This window comes from Sphingobacterium sp. UGAL515B_05, assembly GCF_033097525.1.
Taxonomy (GTDB): Bacteria; Bacteroidota; Bacteroidia; order Sphingobacteriales; family Sphingobacteriaceae; genus Sphingobacterium.
Window position 1 is genome coordinate 5,209,703 of the sequence record NZ_CP109907.1, and the last position, 17,464, is coordinate 5,227,166.

General features: G+C 38.4%; 17 protein-coding genes. 14 read left to right on the forward strand and 3 right to left on the reverse strand.

Annotated elements, in window-relative coordinates:
* The first annotated feature begins 82 nt into the window (after positions 1-82).
* The 9 genes from OK025_RS21665 to OK025_RS21705 all read left to right on the forward strand — a co-directional run bounded on the left by OK025_RS21665 (position 83) and on the right by OK025_RS21705 (position 9,026).
* Positions 83-2,188 carry a HEPN domain-containing protein gene (locus OK025_RS21665; protein ID WP_317666806.1) on the forward strand — a complete coding sequence of 702 codons (2,106 nt, stop codon included), beginning with the start codon at positions 83-85 and terminating at the stop codon, positions 2,186-2,188.
* 11 nt (positions 2,189-2,199) lie between these two features.
* Positions 2,200-2,958, forward strand: coding sequence for a uroporphyrinogen-III C-methyltransferase (gene cobA / locus OK025_RS21670; RefSeq protein WP_317666807.1), 759 nt, complete (start codon positions 2,200-2,202; stop codon positions 2,956-2,958).
* 2 nt (positions 2,959-2,960) lie between these two features.
* A complete protein-coding gene (locus tag OK025_RS21675) occupies positions 2,961-3,539 on the forward strand; it encodes a bifunctional precorrin-2 dehydrogenase/sirohydrochlorin ferrochelatase (protein WP_317666808.1) in 579 nt (192 codons plus the stop codon).
* Positions 3,529-4,230: a phosphoadenylyl-sulfate reductase gene (locus OK025_RS21680; protein WP_317666809.1), complete on the forward strand. Its 702-nt coding sequence runs from the start codon at positions 3,529-3,531 to the stop codon at positions 4,228-4,230. Before OK025_RS21675 ends, OK025_RS21680 begins: the two co-directional genes overlap by 11 nt.
* A 53-nt stretch (positions 4,231-4,283) precedes the next feature.
* Complete coding sequence (cysD, locus tag OK025_RS21685) at positions 4,284-5,174, forward strand: sulfate adenylyltransferase subunit CysD (RefSeq protein WP_317666810.1); 891 nt, start codon at positions 4,284-4,286, stop codon at positions 5,172-5,174.
* A gap of 36 nt (positions 5,175-5,210) precedes the next feature.
* Positions 5,211-6,455, forward strand: coding sequence for a sulfate adenylyltransferase subunit 1 (locus OK025_RS21690; protein ID WP_317666811.1), 1,245 nt, complete (start codon positions 5,211-5,213; stop codon positions 6,453-6,455).
* A 546-nt stretch (positions 6,456-7,001) separates the two neighbouring features.
* Positions 7,002-8,333 (forward strand): NADP-specific glutamate dehydrogenase, encoded by a 1,332-nt coding sequence (gene gdhA, locus OK025_RS21695; RefSeq protein WP_317666812.1) that lies wholly within the window; start codon positions 7,002-7,004, stop codon positions 8,331-8,333.
* A 101-nt stretch (positions 8,334-8,434) separates the two neighbouring features.
* Positions 8,435-8,680, forward strand: a complete 246-nt coding sequence (locus OK025_RS21700; RefSeq protein WP_307186420.1) for a hypothetical protein — start codon at positions 8,435-8,437, stop codon at positions 8,678-8,680.
* A 10-nt stretch (positions 8,681-8,690) separates the two neighbouring features.
* Entirely contained in the window at positions 8,691-9,026 is a 336-nt protein-coding gene (locus tag OK025_RS21705) for a hypothetical protein (protein ID WP_317666813.1), read from the forward strand.
* A 31-nt stretch (positions 9,027-9,057) separates the two neighbouring features.
* Here OK025_RS21705 and OK025_RS21710 read toward each other — a convergent pair whose 3' ends face one another.
* From OK025_RS21710 to OK025_RS21720, 3 genes are all read right to left on the reverse strand, one after another.
* Positions 9,058-9,714 (reverse strand): MgtC/SapB family protein, encoded by a 657-nt coding sequence (locus tag OK025_RS21710; RefSeq protein WP_317666814.1) that lies wholly within the window; start codon positions 9,712-9,714, stop codon positions 9,058-9,060.
* 70 nt (positions 9,715-9,784) lie between these two features.
* The gene (locus tag OK025_RS21715; RefSeq protein ID WP_317666815.1) at positions 9,785-12,154 is read right to left on the reverse strand and encodes an endonuclease MutS2; all 2,370 of its coding nucleotides are present in this window, start codon (positions 12,152-12,154) and stop codon (positions 9,785-9,787) included.
* A 21-nt stretch (positions 12,155-12,175) separates the two neighbouring features.
* Positions 12,176-12,949 carry a DUF4296 domain-containing protein gene (locus tag OK025_RS21720; protein WP_317666816.1) on the reverse strand — a complete coding sequence of 258 codons (774 nt, stop codon included), beginning with the start codon at positions 12,947-12,949 and terminating at the stop codon, positions 12,176-12,178.
* Between the two features lie 73 nt (positions 12,950-13,022).
* Here OK025_RS21720 and OK025_RS21725 point away from each other — a divergent pair, with 73 nt between their 5' ends.
* The 5 genes from OK025_RS21725 to OK025_RS21745 are packed head-to-tail and all read left to right on the forward strand — an operon-like array spanning position 13,023 to position 17,447.
* Positions 13,023-13,715 (forward strand): YggS family pyridoxal phosphate-dependent enzyme, encoded by a 693-nt coding sequence (locus tag OK025_RS21725; RefSeq protein ID WP_317666817.1) that lies wholly within the window; start codon positions 13,023-13,025, stop codon positions 13,713-13,715.
* Positions 13,708-14,160 carry a GNAT family N-acetyltransferase gene (locus OK025_RS21730; RefSeq protein WP_317666818.1) on the forward strand — a complete coding sequence of 151 codons (453 nt, stop codon included), beginning with the start codon at positions 13,708-13,710 and terminating at the stop codon, positions 14,158-14,160. The genes OK025_RS21725 and OK025_RS21730 overlap by 8 nt, the downstream gene beginning before the upstream one ends.
* A gap of 21 nt (positions 14,161-14,181) precedes the next feature.
* Positions 14,182-14,973, forward strand: a complete 792-nt coding sequence (locus OK025_RS21735; protein ID WP_317666819.1) for a DUF3298 and DUF4163 domain-containing protein — start codon at positions 14,182-14,184, stop codon at positions 14,971-14,973.
* A 23-nt stretch (positions 14,974-14,996) separates the two neighbouring features.
* Positions 14,997-16,259, forward strand: a complete 1,263-nt coding sequence (locus OK025_RS21740) for an aspartate kinase (RefSeq protein WP_317666820.1) — start codon at positions 14,997-14,999, stop codon at positions 16,257-16,259.
* The gene (locus OK025_RS21745) at positions 16,260-17,447 is read left to right on the forward strand and encodes a THUMP-like domain-containing protein (RefSeq protein ID WP_317666821.1); all 1,188 of its coding nucleotides are present in this window, start codon (positions 16,260-16,262) and stop codon (positions 17,445-17,447) included.
* The last annotated feature ends 17 nt before the right edge of the window (positions 17,448-17,464 follow it).

Genomic DNA, 17,464 nt, shown 5'->3' on the forward strand with positions numbered 1-17,464 from the left:
TAGAAATTATAGAATATTAAAAAAATATTTTTACATTTGACATCGAGAAAAGAATACTAAATCAATAGATTTTATTAGTTTTATGCAAAGCTTCCGCACAGAATTAGAAAACCCAGTCGTGGAAAGGGAAATTATCGAACTCGAAAAAAAGATTCGATTATTCCACGAAGGCAAGATCGCCGACGAGAAATTTAGATCGTTGCGCTTAGCTAGGGGGGTATATGGACAAAGACAACCTGGAGTTCAAATGGTTCGTATAAAACTTCCATTTGGAAAGGTCACGTTCAAGCAATTGCTTAAAATTGCAGCAATATCAGATGAATATGCAAGCAGCAATTTGCACCTTACAACACGTCAAGATATACAGATCCATTATGTGAGCCTAGACCGCACACCGGAACTTTGGTCCAAATTAGCTGAAGATGACATTACATTACGCGAAGCTTGTGGAAATACCGTACGCAATGTCACCGCTTCCCCAAGTTCGGGTATCGATCCAAAAGAGCCTTTTGATGTTTCACCATATGCTCAGGCAACTTTTGAATATTTTTTACGCAATCCGGTATGTGCAGAAATGGGCCGAAAATTTAAAATGTCATTTTCTGCAAGTGATGAAGACACCGCGTTTTCCTATATTCATGACCTTGGCTTTATTCCAAAACTAAAAGTTGTTGATGGGGTTGAAATGCGTGGCTTCAAAGTGCTATTGGGTGGAGGACTAGGATCTCAGCCTTTCTTGGCATCGGTGACGAGCGAGTTTCTACCGGAGGACGAACTTATTCCTTATATAGAAGCTACACTCCGCGTCTTTGATCGTTATGGTGAAAGAAATAACCGAAATAAAGCTCGATTCAAATACCTTATTCAGAAACTAGGTTTAGAAGAAGTACTAAGTTTGATTGAAAATGAAAAAGTCGCAACGAAGGTAAAAAGCTATCCGATCGACCGAACCAAAATCGAACAACCAACGCCACCAGATGACAAACAACTTTCATTCATTAATCTGGACAGCGATTTAAATTATCAGATTTGGAAAAACACCAACACATTCGAACAAAAACAGAAAGGATATTATGGTGTATACGTCCGCGTTTCCACCGGTGATATTGGTACGGAAAAAGCTCGCACATTCGTCGCAGGTGTAAAAGATCTGATTGCAGATGATATCCGAATCACACAAAACCAAAGCCTATTGCTAAAATATGCGACGGAAAAATCCCTGCCTCATATTTATAAATTACTTCAGTCGTTGGATCTCGCACAAGTAGGTTTCGACAGCACAGCAGATGTAACAACCTGCCCAGGTACAGATACCTGTAATCTCGGAATCTCAAATAGTACAGAAATGGCTCGTGTGATCGAATCCTATATCGCTGAATTTCACCAAGATTTTGTCTTTAATCGGGATCTAAAAATAAAGATTTCAGGCTGCATGAATTCTTGTGGACAGCATGGCCTGGCGCATATCGGTTTTCATGGTAGTTCTGTCAAGGCTGAGGGCAAGGTTGTTCCCGCGGCACAGGTAATGCTTGGCGGTGGAACTGTTGGCAATGGTGAGGGCCGGGTTGCCGAGCGAATTATCAAAGTACCGACAAAACGAGTATTGCATGTCGTTGAATGGGTCTTAAATGATTACAAGAAAAATGCAGTGGCAGATGAAAACTTCCATGCTTATTATGACCGACAAGGCAAGAATTATTTCTACAATCTCCTTAAACCACTATCGGATCTAACCAATCTTGCCGCAGATGAATTTGTTGACTGGGGACATGAAGGAACATTCCAGACAGCTATCGGTGTAGGAGAATGTGCCGGAGTTGTCATTGATTTAGTCGCTACCTTAATTTATGAGGCGGAAGAAAAGTTGCAATGGGCAAATGAAACCTTTAAAGAATCAAAATTTTCAGATGCGATCTACCACGCCTATAATGCTTTTGTGCAAGCTGCAAAAGCTTTATTATTGGATAAGGGAATCAGTGCAAGCACACAAAATACGGTCATCAACGAATTCCAAACTCATTTTGTGGAGACAGGTGAGTATAGTTTTGGCCAAACATTTCCGGAATTGGTTTTACAAATCAGTAAAAATGAGCCAAGCGAACATTTTGCAACGGACTATCTTCAGGATGCAACAAAATTTATCACTGAGGTTTATCAACGTAAAAATTTAACACCAGTATTGGTATAGGAGGGAATGGAATGTCAATAAAAGCAAAAGTAACTTTAGTCGGAGCCGGACCGGGCGACCCGGATCTGATAAGCCTTAAGGGAATCAAAGCCATAGAAAATGCTGACGTCATCTTGTATGATGCACTTGTAAATGAAGAATTACTTGATTATGCTCAAACTGCATGTATTAAAATCTATGTTGGAAAACGTGCGGAACAACTTTCTACCTCACAGGATGAAATAAATCGTCTCTTGGTGGATTATGCGCTAAATTATGGACATGTTGTCCGTTTAAAAGGTGGTGATCCGTTTGTTTTTGGTCGTGGCGGAGAAGAAATTGATTATGTTCAGCAATTCGGTATTGAAACAGCTGTTGTTCCTGGTATTTCTTCAGCTATTGGACTGACGGGATTGCAGCAACTACCACTAACATATCGTGGGATTAGCGATAGTTTCTGGGTCATTACAGGCTCAAAGTCAGATGGCTCATTATCGACGGACCTTTATTTGGCAGCAGCGTCTAAGGCAACGGTAGTTGTGTTAATGGGCTATGGAAAACTCGCCGAGATTGTAGCAATCTATCGGGAGAGAAATTTACATAATTTACCTATTGCACTCATTCAAAACGGTTCATTACCGAATGAAAAAGTCGTACTTGGCACCATTGATAATATCCTAGACGAATCTGTGGAAAAAAGAGTGGGGGTACCTGCCATAATTGTAATTGGGGAGGTGGTCGCCAAACACCGTTCATTTCATGAAATTAAAGAAAAAGCGTTAGCATTGTAGCCATGAACCAACTCTTTCCAATATTTGTCAAACTTAATCAGATCCACATCTTGCTTGTTGGGGGCGGGAAAGTTGCGTTAGAGAAATTTCAGGCTTTGGTTTCTAATGACGAGACATTAAACCTGACCATTGTGGCTAGGGAAATCACTCCAGGTTTTGAGGACCTATTACAAAATTATCCACAGATTCAGCTCCACATCCGTCCATTTGCACCCAATGACCTTACAAACAAACAACTCGTCATCGCAGCAACCAACAATATCGAGCTCAATGATCAACTGCGTAGTTTAACATCCAAAGAGCATATATTGTTTAATGCAGCAGACAAACCAGACTTGTGCGATTTCTATCTAGGATCCATTGTAAAAAAAGGAAATCTTAAAATTGCCATTTCCACGAATGGTAAGTCTCCAACAATGGCTAAACGGGTTAAAGAGTTCTTAAACGACCTCTTACCCGAAGAAATAGATGAGACATTGTCATTGTTGAGTACCTATAGGGATCGACTCAAAGGAGATTTCGAATTTAAAGTAAAGAAGTTGAACGAGCATACAAAAAATATATTACGTCATGAACGTTAAGGAACTTAAAGAAATTATTACTGATAAAAAAGGAGTAGAACTCTTGCAGACTATAGCTTCACTGTTTCCCAATGAAGTCATCTTCTCTACCTCGTTCGGTATTGAGGATCAGATTATCACGGAATGGATCGGTAAAAATCAGATTGATATCCAACTCTTCACGCTGGATACCGGCCGACTGTTTAAAGAAACCTACTCGTTATGGAGTCGTACATTGGAACGCTACCAATTGCAGATTAAAACTTACAGTCCAGATACAGCTTTGTTGGAGGATTTTGTCAGCAGAAAAGGCCCCAATTCATTCTATGAATCGGTGGAAAACCGAAAAGAATGTTGTAGAATAAGAAAAATCGAGCCACTACAACGTGCAATCAAAGGAAAGAAAATTTGGGTAACAGGCATCCGCTCCGACCAGTCCACCAATCGACATGATATGGACTTTATCGAGTATGACGAGCTAAATCAAATCATCAAAATACATCCTCTATTTGACTGGACTTTTGAAGAAGTAAAAAAATATTGCAAGGAACACTATATTCCTTATAATGTATTACATGACAAAGGTTTTCCAAGTATTGGCTGCCAACCCTGTACCCGAGCTATACAAGAAGGTGAAGATTTCCGTGCTGGTCGATGGTGGTGGGAAGATCAGAGTAAAAAAGAATGCGGTTTGCACGCTGTTAAATCTTAGGATAATAACTGCTAGACCTAAATTCATTAAATCATATTTTATTATTTTAAAGAATGGACTATTTAGATCATTTAGAAGCGGAAGCTATATATATATTAAGAGAAGTAGCTGGACAATTTGAAAAACCTGCACTCTTATTTTCGGGGGGAAAGGACTCTATTACACTTGTTCACTTAGCGAAAAAGGCTTTCAGACCAGGTAAATTTCCATTTCCATTGGTCCATATCGACACTGGACACAATTTTCCAGAAACAATTGCTTTCAGGGATTCATTGATAGAAGAAATCGGAGAGAAGCTTATTGTAGGTTATGTTCAGGATAGCATAGACCAAGGGAAAGTGGTAGAGCAAAAAGGAAAAAATGCAAGCCGCAATGCCTTGCAAACAGTAACATTATTGGATACAATTTCGAAGCATGGTTTTGACGCTTGTATCGGAGGTGCGCGTAGAGATGAGGAGAAAGCGCGTGCTAAGGAACGAATTTTCTCTGTCCGGGACGAGTTTGGTCAATGGGATCCTAAAAGACAACGACCTGAACTATGGAGTATTTTCAATGGTAAGATAAACAAAGGTGAAAATGTACGCGTATTTCCAATTTCTAACTGGACAGAATTAGATGTGTGGAACTATATCAAACGTGAGGGGATCGCACTACCGTCCATCTATTTTAGTCACGAACGAGATGTGATTACACGCAATGGTCAATTGATGGCAGCAGCTCCATTTTTGAATATTGACGCAGAAGATGTTATTCAACGTAAATCTGTCCGCTTCAGAACGGTTGGCGACATGACATGTACTGCAGCAGTGGACTCAACAGCAACAGAACTTGATGATATCATCGCAGAAATCAAAGCATCAACTGTAAGCGAACGAGGAGCACGGATGGACGACAAGGTATCTGAAGCCGCTATGGAAGAGCGCAAAAAACAGGGATACTTTTAAATCACATTTCAAATCAAACACCTGATATTGACAAAAATGAATATATTGAAATTTATAACTGCCGGCTCTGTAGATGATGGTAAAAGTACCCTAATCGGCCGATTACTATATGACACAAATTCCATCCTGGACGACCAGCTGGAAGCTATACAACGTGCAAACCGTAAAAATGATGATGGAACGGTAGACTTGGCCATATTAACCGATGGACTTAAAGCCGAACGTGAGCAGGGAATAACCATCGATGTTGCTTATAAATACTTTCAGACAGATCGCAGAAAGTATATCATAGCTGATGCTCCAGGGCATATACAATATACGAGAAACATGGTAACAGGTGCATCCAATTCGGATCTGATCATCATCTTGGTTGATGCCAGAAAGGGGGTAATTGAGCAGACAAAACGCCATTCCTTCATCGCTAAATTGTTAGCGATGAAACAAGTACTAGTCTGCGTCAATAAAATGGATATGGTCGATTACAGTGCTTCAGTATACGAACAGATCAAAAATGACTATTTGGCATTGGCAGCCAACCTTAAACTTAAGGATGTTGATTTCATACCCGTTTCAGCATTGAAAGGTGACAATATTGTGTATAAATCCGAGCGGATGCTTTGGTATACAGGTGAATCCTTGTTGGATTATCTGGAACACGTTGAAATACATGAACGTGAAGCCGCAAATTGGAGATTCCCCGTTCAATGGGTTGTAAGACCACAAACTGATGATTTACACGACTATAGGGGTTATGCAGGTCGGGTATTAGGAGAGGGGTTAACTGTTGGTGACCAAGTTATTGTTTATCCGGCAGAAACATATAGCACGATTGATGCGATCGAACTGAATGGACAACAGCTTCAACGGGCTGAAAGTGGCCAGTCGGTGATCATTCACCTTCGTGATGACGTTGATATTAGTCGTGGCGATACTATCGCAAGTATAGAAAATCCACCAAAGTTCGAGCGCAACATTCAGGCGAATTTATGTTGGTTCGACAGCAAACCATTGGACACAGATCAAATATATCTAGTACAAAGCCATAGCAAATTAACCAAAATAAAGATAGTAGATGTACTATACAAATTTGATATCAATACACAAGAAAAAGTGTATAATGATATTATTAAGCTAAATGACATTGGCCGAATCGCGATTAAATCCGCTGAGAATCTTGTATTTGATTTGCAAGAAGAAAATTCTGAAAATTCCCAAGCCATTGTTATTGATCCAAGAACAAATCTAACAGTCGGCGCATTGATGATTCAGGCAGTCGACTAACACGACAACGATTAATTGTAAATATTCAACCTAAATATTTTTTCAAGGAACCCAGTCAATGTCTGGGTTCCTTTTATATTTTTGCTCGTCTAAAATCTACGTAATCATCAAGATCTTTCAAGAATAAGCAATAACTCCATCTAAAAGGAGTGTGTTAGAAATTACTATTTAACATAATATAAATTATAAACAAAACTATAAATAAAAAGGATATAGGCTTTCACCTTGAAGCTAAGCTGAAATATTTAACAAATAATCAGAAAAAGACATTAGATATTAGATATTTTATAATAATAAGTGATATTTTGGTGATTTTTATCAAAACAGAATCATTTTCGCTTTTTTTCAATAGAAATCGAACAAAATACAGATAATACATCACCACACACACATTTCACCAATAAATAGTCGATTTTAAACGACAAACATAAAATATGAAATTTCATTAAAACAGATTAATATTTGTAAATAATTAACAAATATTGGTTTTTCATTAAAAAATATATAAATTAGTGCCAGCCAAAGGGAAATTTTACTAATTAAAACATGTCAAAAAATTTTAACGAGTTCATCTCAATCGTTGAGAAACGTAATCCAAATGAACCAGAGTTCTTACAAGCTGTAAAAGAAGTTACCGAGGATTTATTTCCTTATATTACCGAAAACCATCCTGAATTTTTCGACCAAAAAATTCTTGAAAGACTTACTGAACCAGAGCGTATTATATCTTTCCGCGTAACTTGGTTGGATGACAACCATCAAGTACAGGTAAATCGCGGATACCGTGTTCAAATGAACAGTTCAATTGGTCCATATAAAGGTGGGCTTCGCTTTGCTCCTTCTGTTAACCAAAGCATCCTTAAATTCCTTGCTTTTGAGCAAGTATTCAAAAATAGTCTGACAGGATTGCCGATTGGTGGCGGTAAAGGTGGGTCTGATTTCGATCCTAAAGGAAAGACGGACAATGAAATCATGCGTTTTTGTCAAAGTTTCATGACTGAACTTTACCGTCATATTGGTGCTGATACCGACGTACCTGCTGGTGATATCGGAGTTGGTGGACGTGAAATAGGCTTTTTATTTGGTCAATTTAAACGTCTTCAAAACAATTTTACAGGAGTCCTTACAGGTAAAGGTGAATTATGGGGCGGTTCATATATTCGTCCCGAAGCTACTGGTTATGGTTTATTGTATTTTGTTGACTGTATTTTCAAACATCAAGGAAAATCATTACAAGGTAAAGTAGCGACAGTTTCTGGTGCTGGGAATGTAGCTTTTTACGCTGTAGAAAAAGCATTGCAGCTTGGTGCTAAAGTAATTACCGTATCAAACAGTTTGGGAACACTTTATGATCCTGATGGATTTAACGCAGAAAAAATGGCTTTTGGTGCTACATTAGGAAGAAGTTTAGATCAATATCCATCCAAATATCCAAATGCTCAGTTCTTCCCAGGTCAAAAACCTTGGCAATTCAAATGCGATATTGCATTACCTTGCGCAACACAAAATGAACTAGATGAGTCCGACGCCAAGACACTTATTTCAAACGGGTGTATATGTGTCGCCGAAGGTGCCAATATGCCTTCAACTGCTGAAGCTATCAAAGTTTTCCTAGATGCAAAAATCAGTTTTGCGCCCGGTAAAGCAGCGAATGCCGGTGGTGTTGCTGTCAGTGGCCTGGAAATGTCTCAAAATTCTATCCGCACACAATGGTGTACTGAGGAAGTTGACAATCGCCTAAAATCAATTATGGAGAGTATCCACGAGACCTGTTTAAAATATGGTAAAGAAAGTGAATTTGTAAACTATCTAAAAGGCGCCAATATTGGTGGTTTTATAAAAGTCGCTAATGCCATGAAAGCACAAGGTATCGTATAACAAGCCTTTTTCTAATCATATCATAATCCTGAGCGCTCAGATGCATTGCATTTGGGCGTTTTTTTATATTTTTATACCAAATTTAAAAACAAGAGATTTACATGAGACTAATAGCTGAACTCCCCCATCCTGATTGCAAGATTTCAATTTTTGGAATGAACCAGAAATTCATTATTAAGTTTGAGCAGGGTAATTTAGAACAATCCTATAAAATTGCAGAAATGGATATCATTGGTGGTGTAAATGGTGTTTTTGATTTGCTTGACGAGGAATTTCTAAAAACTGTGATTGATCAGTTCGCATTGATGCGTCAATCTTTTAACAATGCTTATAGTAGATACGAATAACAACAAACTTATGTTGAATTACATATATTTTGCAGCATTTTGGACATGTCAGATTATCTCCTCCATCCTATTTAAACTCGGCGGAATTCATCCAAAATATAAATGGGTGACTTTAATTGTGGGAAATATTATCCTCTTATCTGCGAGCTGGTTTCTTGTGCAACTGTTTAAAAATGTGTCTCAGCCTATTGTAATAGCATTATGCTCGGGTGGTACATTTTTAACCGTGCAATTGGCCATGTCGCTATATTTTAAAAGCCCGTTGACCTGGCAGCAAGTTCTCGGCATGTTTGTTATTATTTCTGGTATGGTCCTGATAACTTTTGGCGGCAAAGAAACTACCTAATCTCAAATTTCGAACAGTATAAAGATGAGTTTTATTTATTATAATAGAACTCATCTATAACAATTGATCCTGCCAATTGCTGATTGAACCGGTCTAAATCATTCATTTTACCTGAAATATCATACATAACCTCCAATTTACCGCTAATCTTTTCAATTACTCGCCTTGTGGCTTTAATTTTAAACTCCGTTGCGAGCTGTTCGAACTCATGTAAATGGTAAAACTCATTAGAACTAAATTTAACATGAAGGGAACGGACCAGATAGTAACGTGCCAGAAGAATTTCAATTCGCTGAAACAAAGCAAGGATAACAACCATAAATACAGCAAAGGAAATAGCGTACATCAACTGTCCTAATCCGGCAAACATTCCAATTCCAGCTGTTGCCCAAATTACCGCTGCCGTTGTAAGGCCACTGACCGATAGCTTTCCTTTAAAGATGACACCGGCGCCAATAAAACCGATCCCGGTAACAATATTTGCAGCAACACGGTCTGTACTGTTGCCAACAAACAGGCACGAAACAATAGTAAACATAGCTGAACCAAAACAGATCAAAACCACCGTTCGGAATCCAGCAGATTTGTTTCTGTACTCCCGTTCAAAACCAATTAAACTACCACATAGAATTGAAGTAATAGCATTTAATAAAGGCTCACTACTCAAGAAATCAAGAATAATCTCCATGATAAATTTTACCGAAAGGTTAAAGAATGGAGCCCGCGATAGTTTTCATTCGAACCCCATTTAATTTTGTCTATAGATAAGCATAAGTTATACCATCACCACCACGATCCTGATGCTCGTCTTCAAATCGACTTACATGACTATATTTACGCAGATAATCGCGTACAAACTTGCGTAAAATACCATCACCTTTTCCGTGAACAATCTTTAACGACGGATAACCGATCATTACTGCCCGATCCAGAACCCGCTCCAGTTCATTGAGTGCATCCTCGGTACGCATACCTCTCAAATCAAGTTCGGGTTTAAAATCTGCCACAGAACCTGCAGAAATGGACTTCGATAAACTTTTTGCGTTTTTTTTCCCTTCACGCCCCTCCAACTTAATTACGTTTTTTCGTTTTTGTACAGTACGTAATTCACCCATAGCCAGAATAAGGTTGTTTTTTGCAATTTCTACTACCTGTGCCTCAGCACCATTGTCTAAAATCTGCACCCAATCTCCAATCGCTAATTCACTAGATTCTGGGGTCTTCTCTTTAGTAACTTGCTTTATAACCTGCTGTTCTTTAGGTAAAACAGCCTGAAGAGCCTGATCTAGATTGTTACGCAACTCCCGGGTCTTCTCTTTATCTGCTTTAGCCGATTTAATCTGGGCAACAGTATTCTCAATGAGCTTATTTGAATTCTTAATAATCTGCTGCGCTTCCTCTTTAGCCTTCTTCAGAATTCCTCGTTTATTCTCTTCCAAATACATTTGTAATTCCAGATATTCCGATTTAATCGACTCCAGTTCTTTCTCCCGCTTATTAATGGCAACCTTTGTGTCAAATACTTCTTTTTTCTCTCTCTCAAGATCGATTAAAAGCGTATCTACCTTCTTTTGCTGCACACCAATTTTACTTTTGGCAGACTCTAGGATATCCCTGCCTAACCCTATTTTTTGAGCAATTTCAAATGCATAGGAACTTCCCGGTTTACCAATCTGAAGAATATACATCGGTTTCATTTCTCGATTGTCAAATAGCATGGAGGCATTCTCCAAGCCGGTTGAATTGCTGGCAAATACTTTCAGATTTGAATAGTGTGTCGTTACAACTCCCCTAATTTGCTTCTTATTAAGTGATTCTAATACTGCCTCAGCGATAGGCCCACCAAATAAAGGATCCGTCCCGGTTCCAAACTCATCAATCAAAACCAGCGTGCGTCCGTTTGCAAATTCAGTAAAATACTTCATCTTAGACAGGTGTGCGCTATAGGTACTCAAATCACTTTCTATCGATTGATCATCACCAATATCCGCAAATACCTGTTTAAAAACACCTACTTTTGTTGTTGGTTCGGCCGGTATTAATAATCCCGACTGCACCATAATCTGCAATAGCCCTACTGTTTTCATGCAGACAGATTTACCACCTGCATTCGGCCCCGAAACAACAATAATACGTTGGGTACTATCAATTTGTATATTTAGAGGAACAACCGTATGATGTTGATTTAACAACAAAAGTGGATGTCGGCCATTGACCAAATTAATCTCGGCTTCTTTCGATAATTCAGGCATTTCTGCCTCAATATCCAAGGCAAAAAGTGCTTTTGCTCGTACAAAATCCACTTTGGTCAATAGTCCATGATACGAAAGTAGCAAAGGAATATGTGGACGAACCTTATCCGTTAATTCCACTAAAATACGAATAACCTCACGACGACGTTCAAACTCTAAATCCCTAATCTTATTATTTAACTGAAATACTTCTTCCGGCTCTATATAAGCAGTTTGACCTGTAGCGGATTCGTCATGAATCAAACCTTTAAGCTTTCTCTTATTTTCTGCTAAAATAGGAATACAAAGCCTTCCATCCCGTACGGTAAGGTTACCATCGGCAGTCCAACCACTATCTTGTGCACTTTTAAAGATACTATTGATACGTTTGAGTGCCTCCTGCTCCGTCTTTTGAATCTGTTGTGTTATTTCCAATAGCAAACGTGATGCGTTATTTTTAAGCTTTCCACGCTCGTCAATCACCATTTCAATATCGCGAATAATTCCTTTCTCGATCGGCAAATGTTCAAAGAGTACCTCAAGATTGGGATAAAGTCCTTCGCGCTCATTGAAATAACGAATAATGGCGTAAACTGTCTTAAGAGATAATAGTACCCGAAAGAATTCCTCTTCAAGTAAAAACGCACCTTCCACACGAGCTTTCTCAATGATTGATCTCAATGGGAAAAAATTTTCAACGGGAAATGCGCCATCATTCACCAAGAGATCTTTAAACTCATTCGTCTGTCTTAAAAATCTATCAATTTGGTCAAAACGGGTCTGCGGTTGAATTTTATCAACCAACTCACGTCCCGACTCACTTAAGCATTTTTGTTTTATTCTATCTTTTATCTCGGAAAAACCGAGCTTATCTATTGCATTTATTGGATATACCATAGAAATCATATTCTTTAATGATTAAAGTTTCGCCGGCGGTTTTATTTGCTGCGGCGGACTGAGAACTGGTCTTCTTTCCAGTTCAGTTGTTGGTAATTGCTGAGGTAGCGCCTGCTTTGGTGTCACCATAGTATCCCTACTTGACATACCAGGTTTTGTCAGCTGGGAAGACTTACCCGTTGTAGGCGGAGGCGCATCAATTGGTAAAGTTGAATTGCCGACAGACAGCTGGTTCATAAGGTAACTATCCGTACTGATACCAGTCTTCATCTGGAAACCTCGATTAAAAAACGATGCCGCTTCTTTGTAACTCAATTTTTCCTTGCTAGGAACATGATGGATAAGCGCTGCGATCCGTTCCTGATAAGCCTGCTGCGCACGCATAACACGATTCGTGCTATCCTGAATACGGACATTCACAATCGAATCTCGGGTACGGATGGAATCTTGTTTCTTCCGTTCAATGTCGGCATAAAACTTATTCTCTTTCGTCAGATTTTCCTCCACTTTCTTATAGATAGCAGACATGACTTCAGCATCTTTCCCATAATAGTCCAGATTTTTCTTAAAAGAAACCGAATCTAGACCATATTTATCGAATGTGACCTGATACAAAGGTAACATCACTTTGCGCGCACTATCGATGGGCAAAATGTTGAGGTAAGAATCTGTCAATTGGATTTCTGTGAGTACATCCACAAACTTACTTTGGGAGATAATATCTTTCCCACCGGAACCTACACAAGAACCAAATAAAAAAATCACTGCAAGTAGATTGAGTATTAATCGTAGCATTTCGTAGTTTTGTACAAATTTACAAAAAGCACCGACATTTGGCACTTTTTACATCATCAAAACTATATCGGAAATGAGCATTGCTAGTAATTTAGAAGCGTTAAGATTGGAAACTGAGGCAGTTGGTGTACAACTTGTCGCCGTTTCAAAGACAAAATCCAATTCAGACATCATGGAAGCCTATGAGGCAGGACAACGTATTTTTGGTGAAAATCATGTTCAAGAGTTGGTTGAAAAGGCAGAACTTCTACCCAAAGATATTCAATGGCATATGATTGGTCATCTTCAGACAAATAAGGTGAAATATATCTCTCCATTCATTAGCCTAATTGAATCTGTTGATTCATTAAAATTACTGAAGGAAATTAACAAACACGCCCAAAAATCAAAACGAACAATAGATTGCCTTTTACAAGTTTATATCGCCGAAGAAGAGACAAAGTTCGGTTTTGATCATGCCGAGTTAATCGAACTTCTCCGAGATGATGAATTTCTTGAGTTGAAAAATGTCCGTGTATGCGGTTTGATGGGGATTGCCTCCAATACGGATAGCCAAAAAGTAGTAAAAGCTGAATTCTATGAACTTAAAATGTTGTTTAATGGGATCAAAGCAAGTTTCTACAGAAAAGACGAGCATTTCAGCATTCTTTCTATGGGCATGTCCTCCGACTATAAATTGGCTATCGAAGAAGGTTCGACGATGGTACGTATAGGAAGTACAATCTTTGGAAAAAGAGTAATTAAACACTTTAAAAACAATGACTAAACCGATTATAAGAGAGGCAATTAAATCTGACTGCCCACGAATGCTCGAATTGATTAATGAGCTGGCAATCTTCGAAAAAGCACCCCATGAGGTAACAGTCTCCCTTTCGGAATTTGAAGATGCGGGATTTGGAAAAAGTCCCGTTTGGGGTGCATTTGTCGCTGAGCTGAAGGGTGAAATTGTCGGAATTTCATTATATTATACAAGATATTCAACCTGGAAAGGTCGAAGACTCTATTTGGAAGATCTAATCGTCACAGAAAATATGCGCGGATTAGGAATTGGAAAACTACTTTTTGACAAGACTCTGGCCTATGGCAGACAATGCGGTTATCATGGCATGGTATGGCAGGTATTAGACTGGAATGAACCGGCCATTAAGTTTTATGAAAAATATAAAGCGGACTTTGATGCGGGATGGATCAATGTATCAATTACTTATTAAATAACAGAGATAATCAATTCAATGCGGTTTTATTTTTCCTTAAAAATTCTAGTTATCGGCATGTTGTTGAATGCCTGCAATGGCCAAAATACACCACCTATTGCCGGTCGAAATGCAGATACACTCGTCTATAATAGAAAAATTATAGATGAGCATAGTAATTATTTTCTAAAGGATGACAATCGATTGGATACAACATATTTTCGCGCAAAATACCCAGTATTTCAAGAAGATAAGATCAATAAGCTTATCGCAAATATTGTTCATCTCGAAGGCGACACGAGTATGCAAAATGCTGCCAATCGCTTTATCAATTCTTATAACGAATATGTGGAGGATAATAGTGGTAAATCCACTGCAACCTGGAATCGGGATTTACAGATCGATGTGATCGCCAATACCGCTGTTTTTCTGGGACTAAGAACAAAACAAGAAGAATACACCGGTGGTGCCCATGGAGATCACTTTACCCTTTATTCAAACTTTGATAGACAGTCAAACAAACCAATCTCGATTGATGATGTCATTCAGAAAGAGAATAAAGATAAATTTGTCAAAATCGCTGAGCAATATTTTCGCAAACAAGAAGGATTAAGTGATGATGACTCTTTCAACGGAAAGTATTTTTTTGAAGACGGTAAATTTTCGCTCGCAGATAATTTTACGTTTGAAAAGGACGATATCCTATTTTATTACAACGTATATGAGATCAAATCCTATGCGGAAGGAAATACAGAACTACGTATCCCCTACACGACATTCAAACATTTGATTTCGGACAAAGGATTACGTTATATCAATAGTATCAATTAGCAATCAACTAAACTAATAAATAAATGCAGGTTTTTAAATTTGGGGGTGCATCAGTAAAGGATGCGGAAAGTGTCAGAAATTCGGCGCGGATCATTTCAAAATACAAGGGCGAAGCCCTGTTGGTTGTTATATCCGCAATGGGAAAGACAACAAACCTTCTTGAAAAATTGACCAAAGAATATTTTAACAATACTGGAAATCAATTTCAGACGTTGGAGGAAGCCAAAGAATTTCACTTTCATATCCTTCAAGAATTATTCCCGGAGGCTGAAAACCCTATATTTGATGAGATTTCTAACTGTTTTGTGGAGATCGAGTGGATCCTGGAAGAAGAACCTCAAGATTCATATGACTATCTTTTCGATCAAATCGTATCGATGGGAGAACTTATCTCGACCAAAATTGTGGCGGCATATGTTGCTTTTATTGGTGAAAAGGTAAAGTGGCTAGATGCGCGCGACTATATATTCACCGACAATACCTATCGCGAAGCAGTTGTAGACTGGAATAAAACTGAGGAAAGAATTCGTACCGAACTGCCTGCAATACTTGATGATTATATCGTAATCACCCAGGGCTTTTTAGGCTCTACGTCTGAAAATTTCACGACAACCTTAGGGCGCGAAGGTTCTGATTATTCGGCCGCGATCTTTGCATCTTGCCTGAATGCCGAAAATGTAACAATCTGGAAAGATGTCCCCGGAGTCCTGAATGCCGACCCAAAATGGTTTGAGAAAACCGAACTGATTCCCGAGTTATCCTATACGGACGCCATTGAACTCACCTATTATGGTGCCACAGTCATTCATCCTAAAACCATTAAACCATTACAGAATAAGAAAATCGCATTGAACGTCCGTTCTTTTGTCGATCCCGATTCTCCAGGAACTATGATAAAAAGTACGAATCAGACTTTGCCTGTACCTTCTTTCATATTCAAGGTAAACCAAATTTTCATTTCAATCTCTCCAAGGGACTTCTCTTTTATTGTGGAAGATAATTTAAGAGACATCTTCACTCTATTCTATGAGCATCGTATCAAAATCAATATGATGCACAATACAGCTATCAATTTTACCGTTGCAGTAGATGATACCGGAAAAAACTTGGTAGACTTAATCAACGAGCTAGAACAACGATTTAAAGTCAAATATGAATCCGGACTCGAGCTTATTACAATCCGCTATTACAATCAAGAAACGATTGACCGCGTTTTAGTTGATAAGCAAGTCATTAGCGAACTAAAGGACACCTATACCTGTCAGCTTCTCGTAAAGAAAATATAAATGAATACATTAATTCTTCAAGAGGAGATTCAACAGTTTTTAGCTAGAAACGCACAGGAGTCTCCTACTAAAATTGCATTAAAAAAATCTCCTTTTGAAGGAATTTCATCTTCCGAACTTGCGACACAAGTCGATGGGAAGCAACGGACAAGTACAAAAATCCCTTTATGGGCAAAAACACCGGGAATATATTTTCCCGCCAAACTCAACTTGGAACAATGTTCTTCTGAGGCAACAGGAATATTCAAAAGTTCACTGATCAAAAAAGGAACACATTTAGTTGATGCCACCGGCGGTTTTGGCGTAGATAGCTTTTACTTCTCAAAACAGGCAGCAAAGGTTACATCCTGTGAGCTAAACCCTGAATTAGCGACGATTACAAAACATAATGCCACTGTTTTACAAGCGGACAACCTTGAGATCATTTCAGTTAACGGCGTAGACTACGTACTCAACGATCCAGCTAAACAATTTGATTACATCTATTTAGATCCTTCCAGAAGAGTGCAAAACAAAAAGGTCTTTTTATTGGATGAATGTGAACCTAATTTAGTTCAATTACAGGATAATTTTTTTCAGCACAGCAATACCATTATCAGCAAACTTGCGCCACTATTGGATATATCTTCTGCAATACAACAGCTGCGACATGTGAAAGATGTTTATGTCGTATCGGCCCAAAATGATTGCAAGGAGCTTATTTTCGTACAAGAAAAAAATTATGAAGGTAATGCAACCGTTCATGCTGTCAGATTATTTCAAGGACAGCAACAGGTTATCTCCTTTACCTATGAAAGTGAGCGCGCTATCGTTAATGAATATAGTGAACCACTATCCTACTTATATGAACCAGATGTTGCTCTTTCCAAAGCGGGTGCCTTTAAAACTGTTGGCCAAGTTTTTAATGTTAAAAAATTACATAAAAACACACATCTCTACACTTCCGATCAAAAGATTGAAAATTTTCCCGGTAAAACATTCCTGGTAACACAGATAGAATCCTTTACTGATTTTAAGAAAAATAAGAAATCCTTACAATCAGGAATCATTGCCAAAAATTTCCCGCTCAAAACAGAAGAGATCAAAAAGAAATTTAAAATTAGGGATGCTAGAGACTCATTTGTATTTTTTACAACAACCCTAAATGATCAATTTAGTGTCATACATACACAGCGAATGTTAGAATAGACATTTTCATTACAATT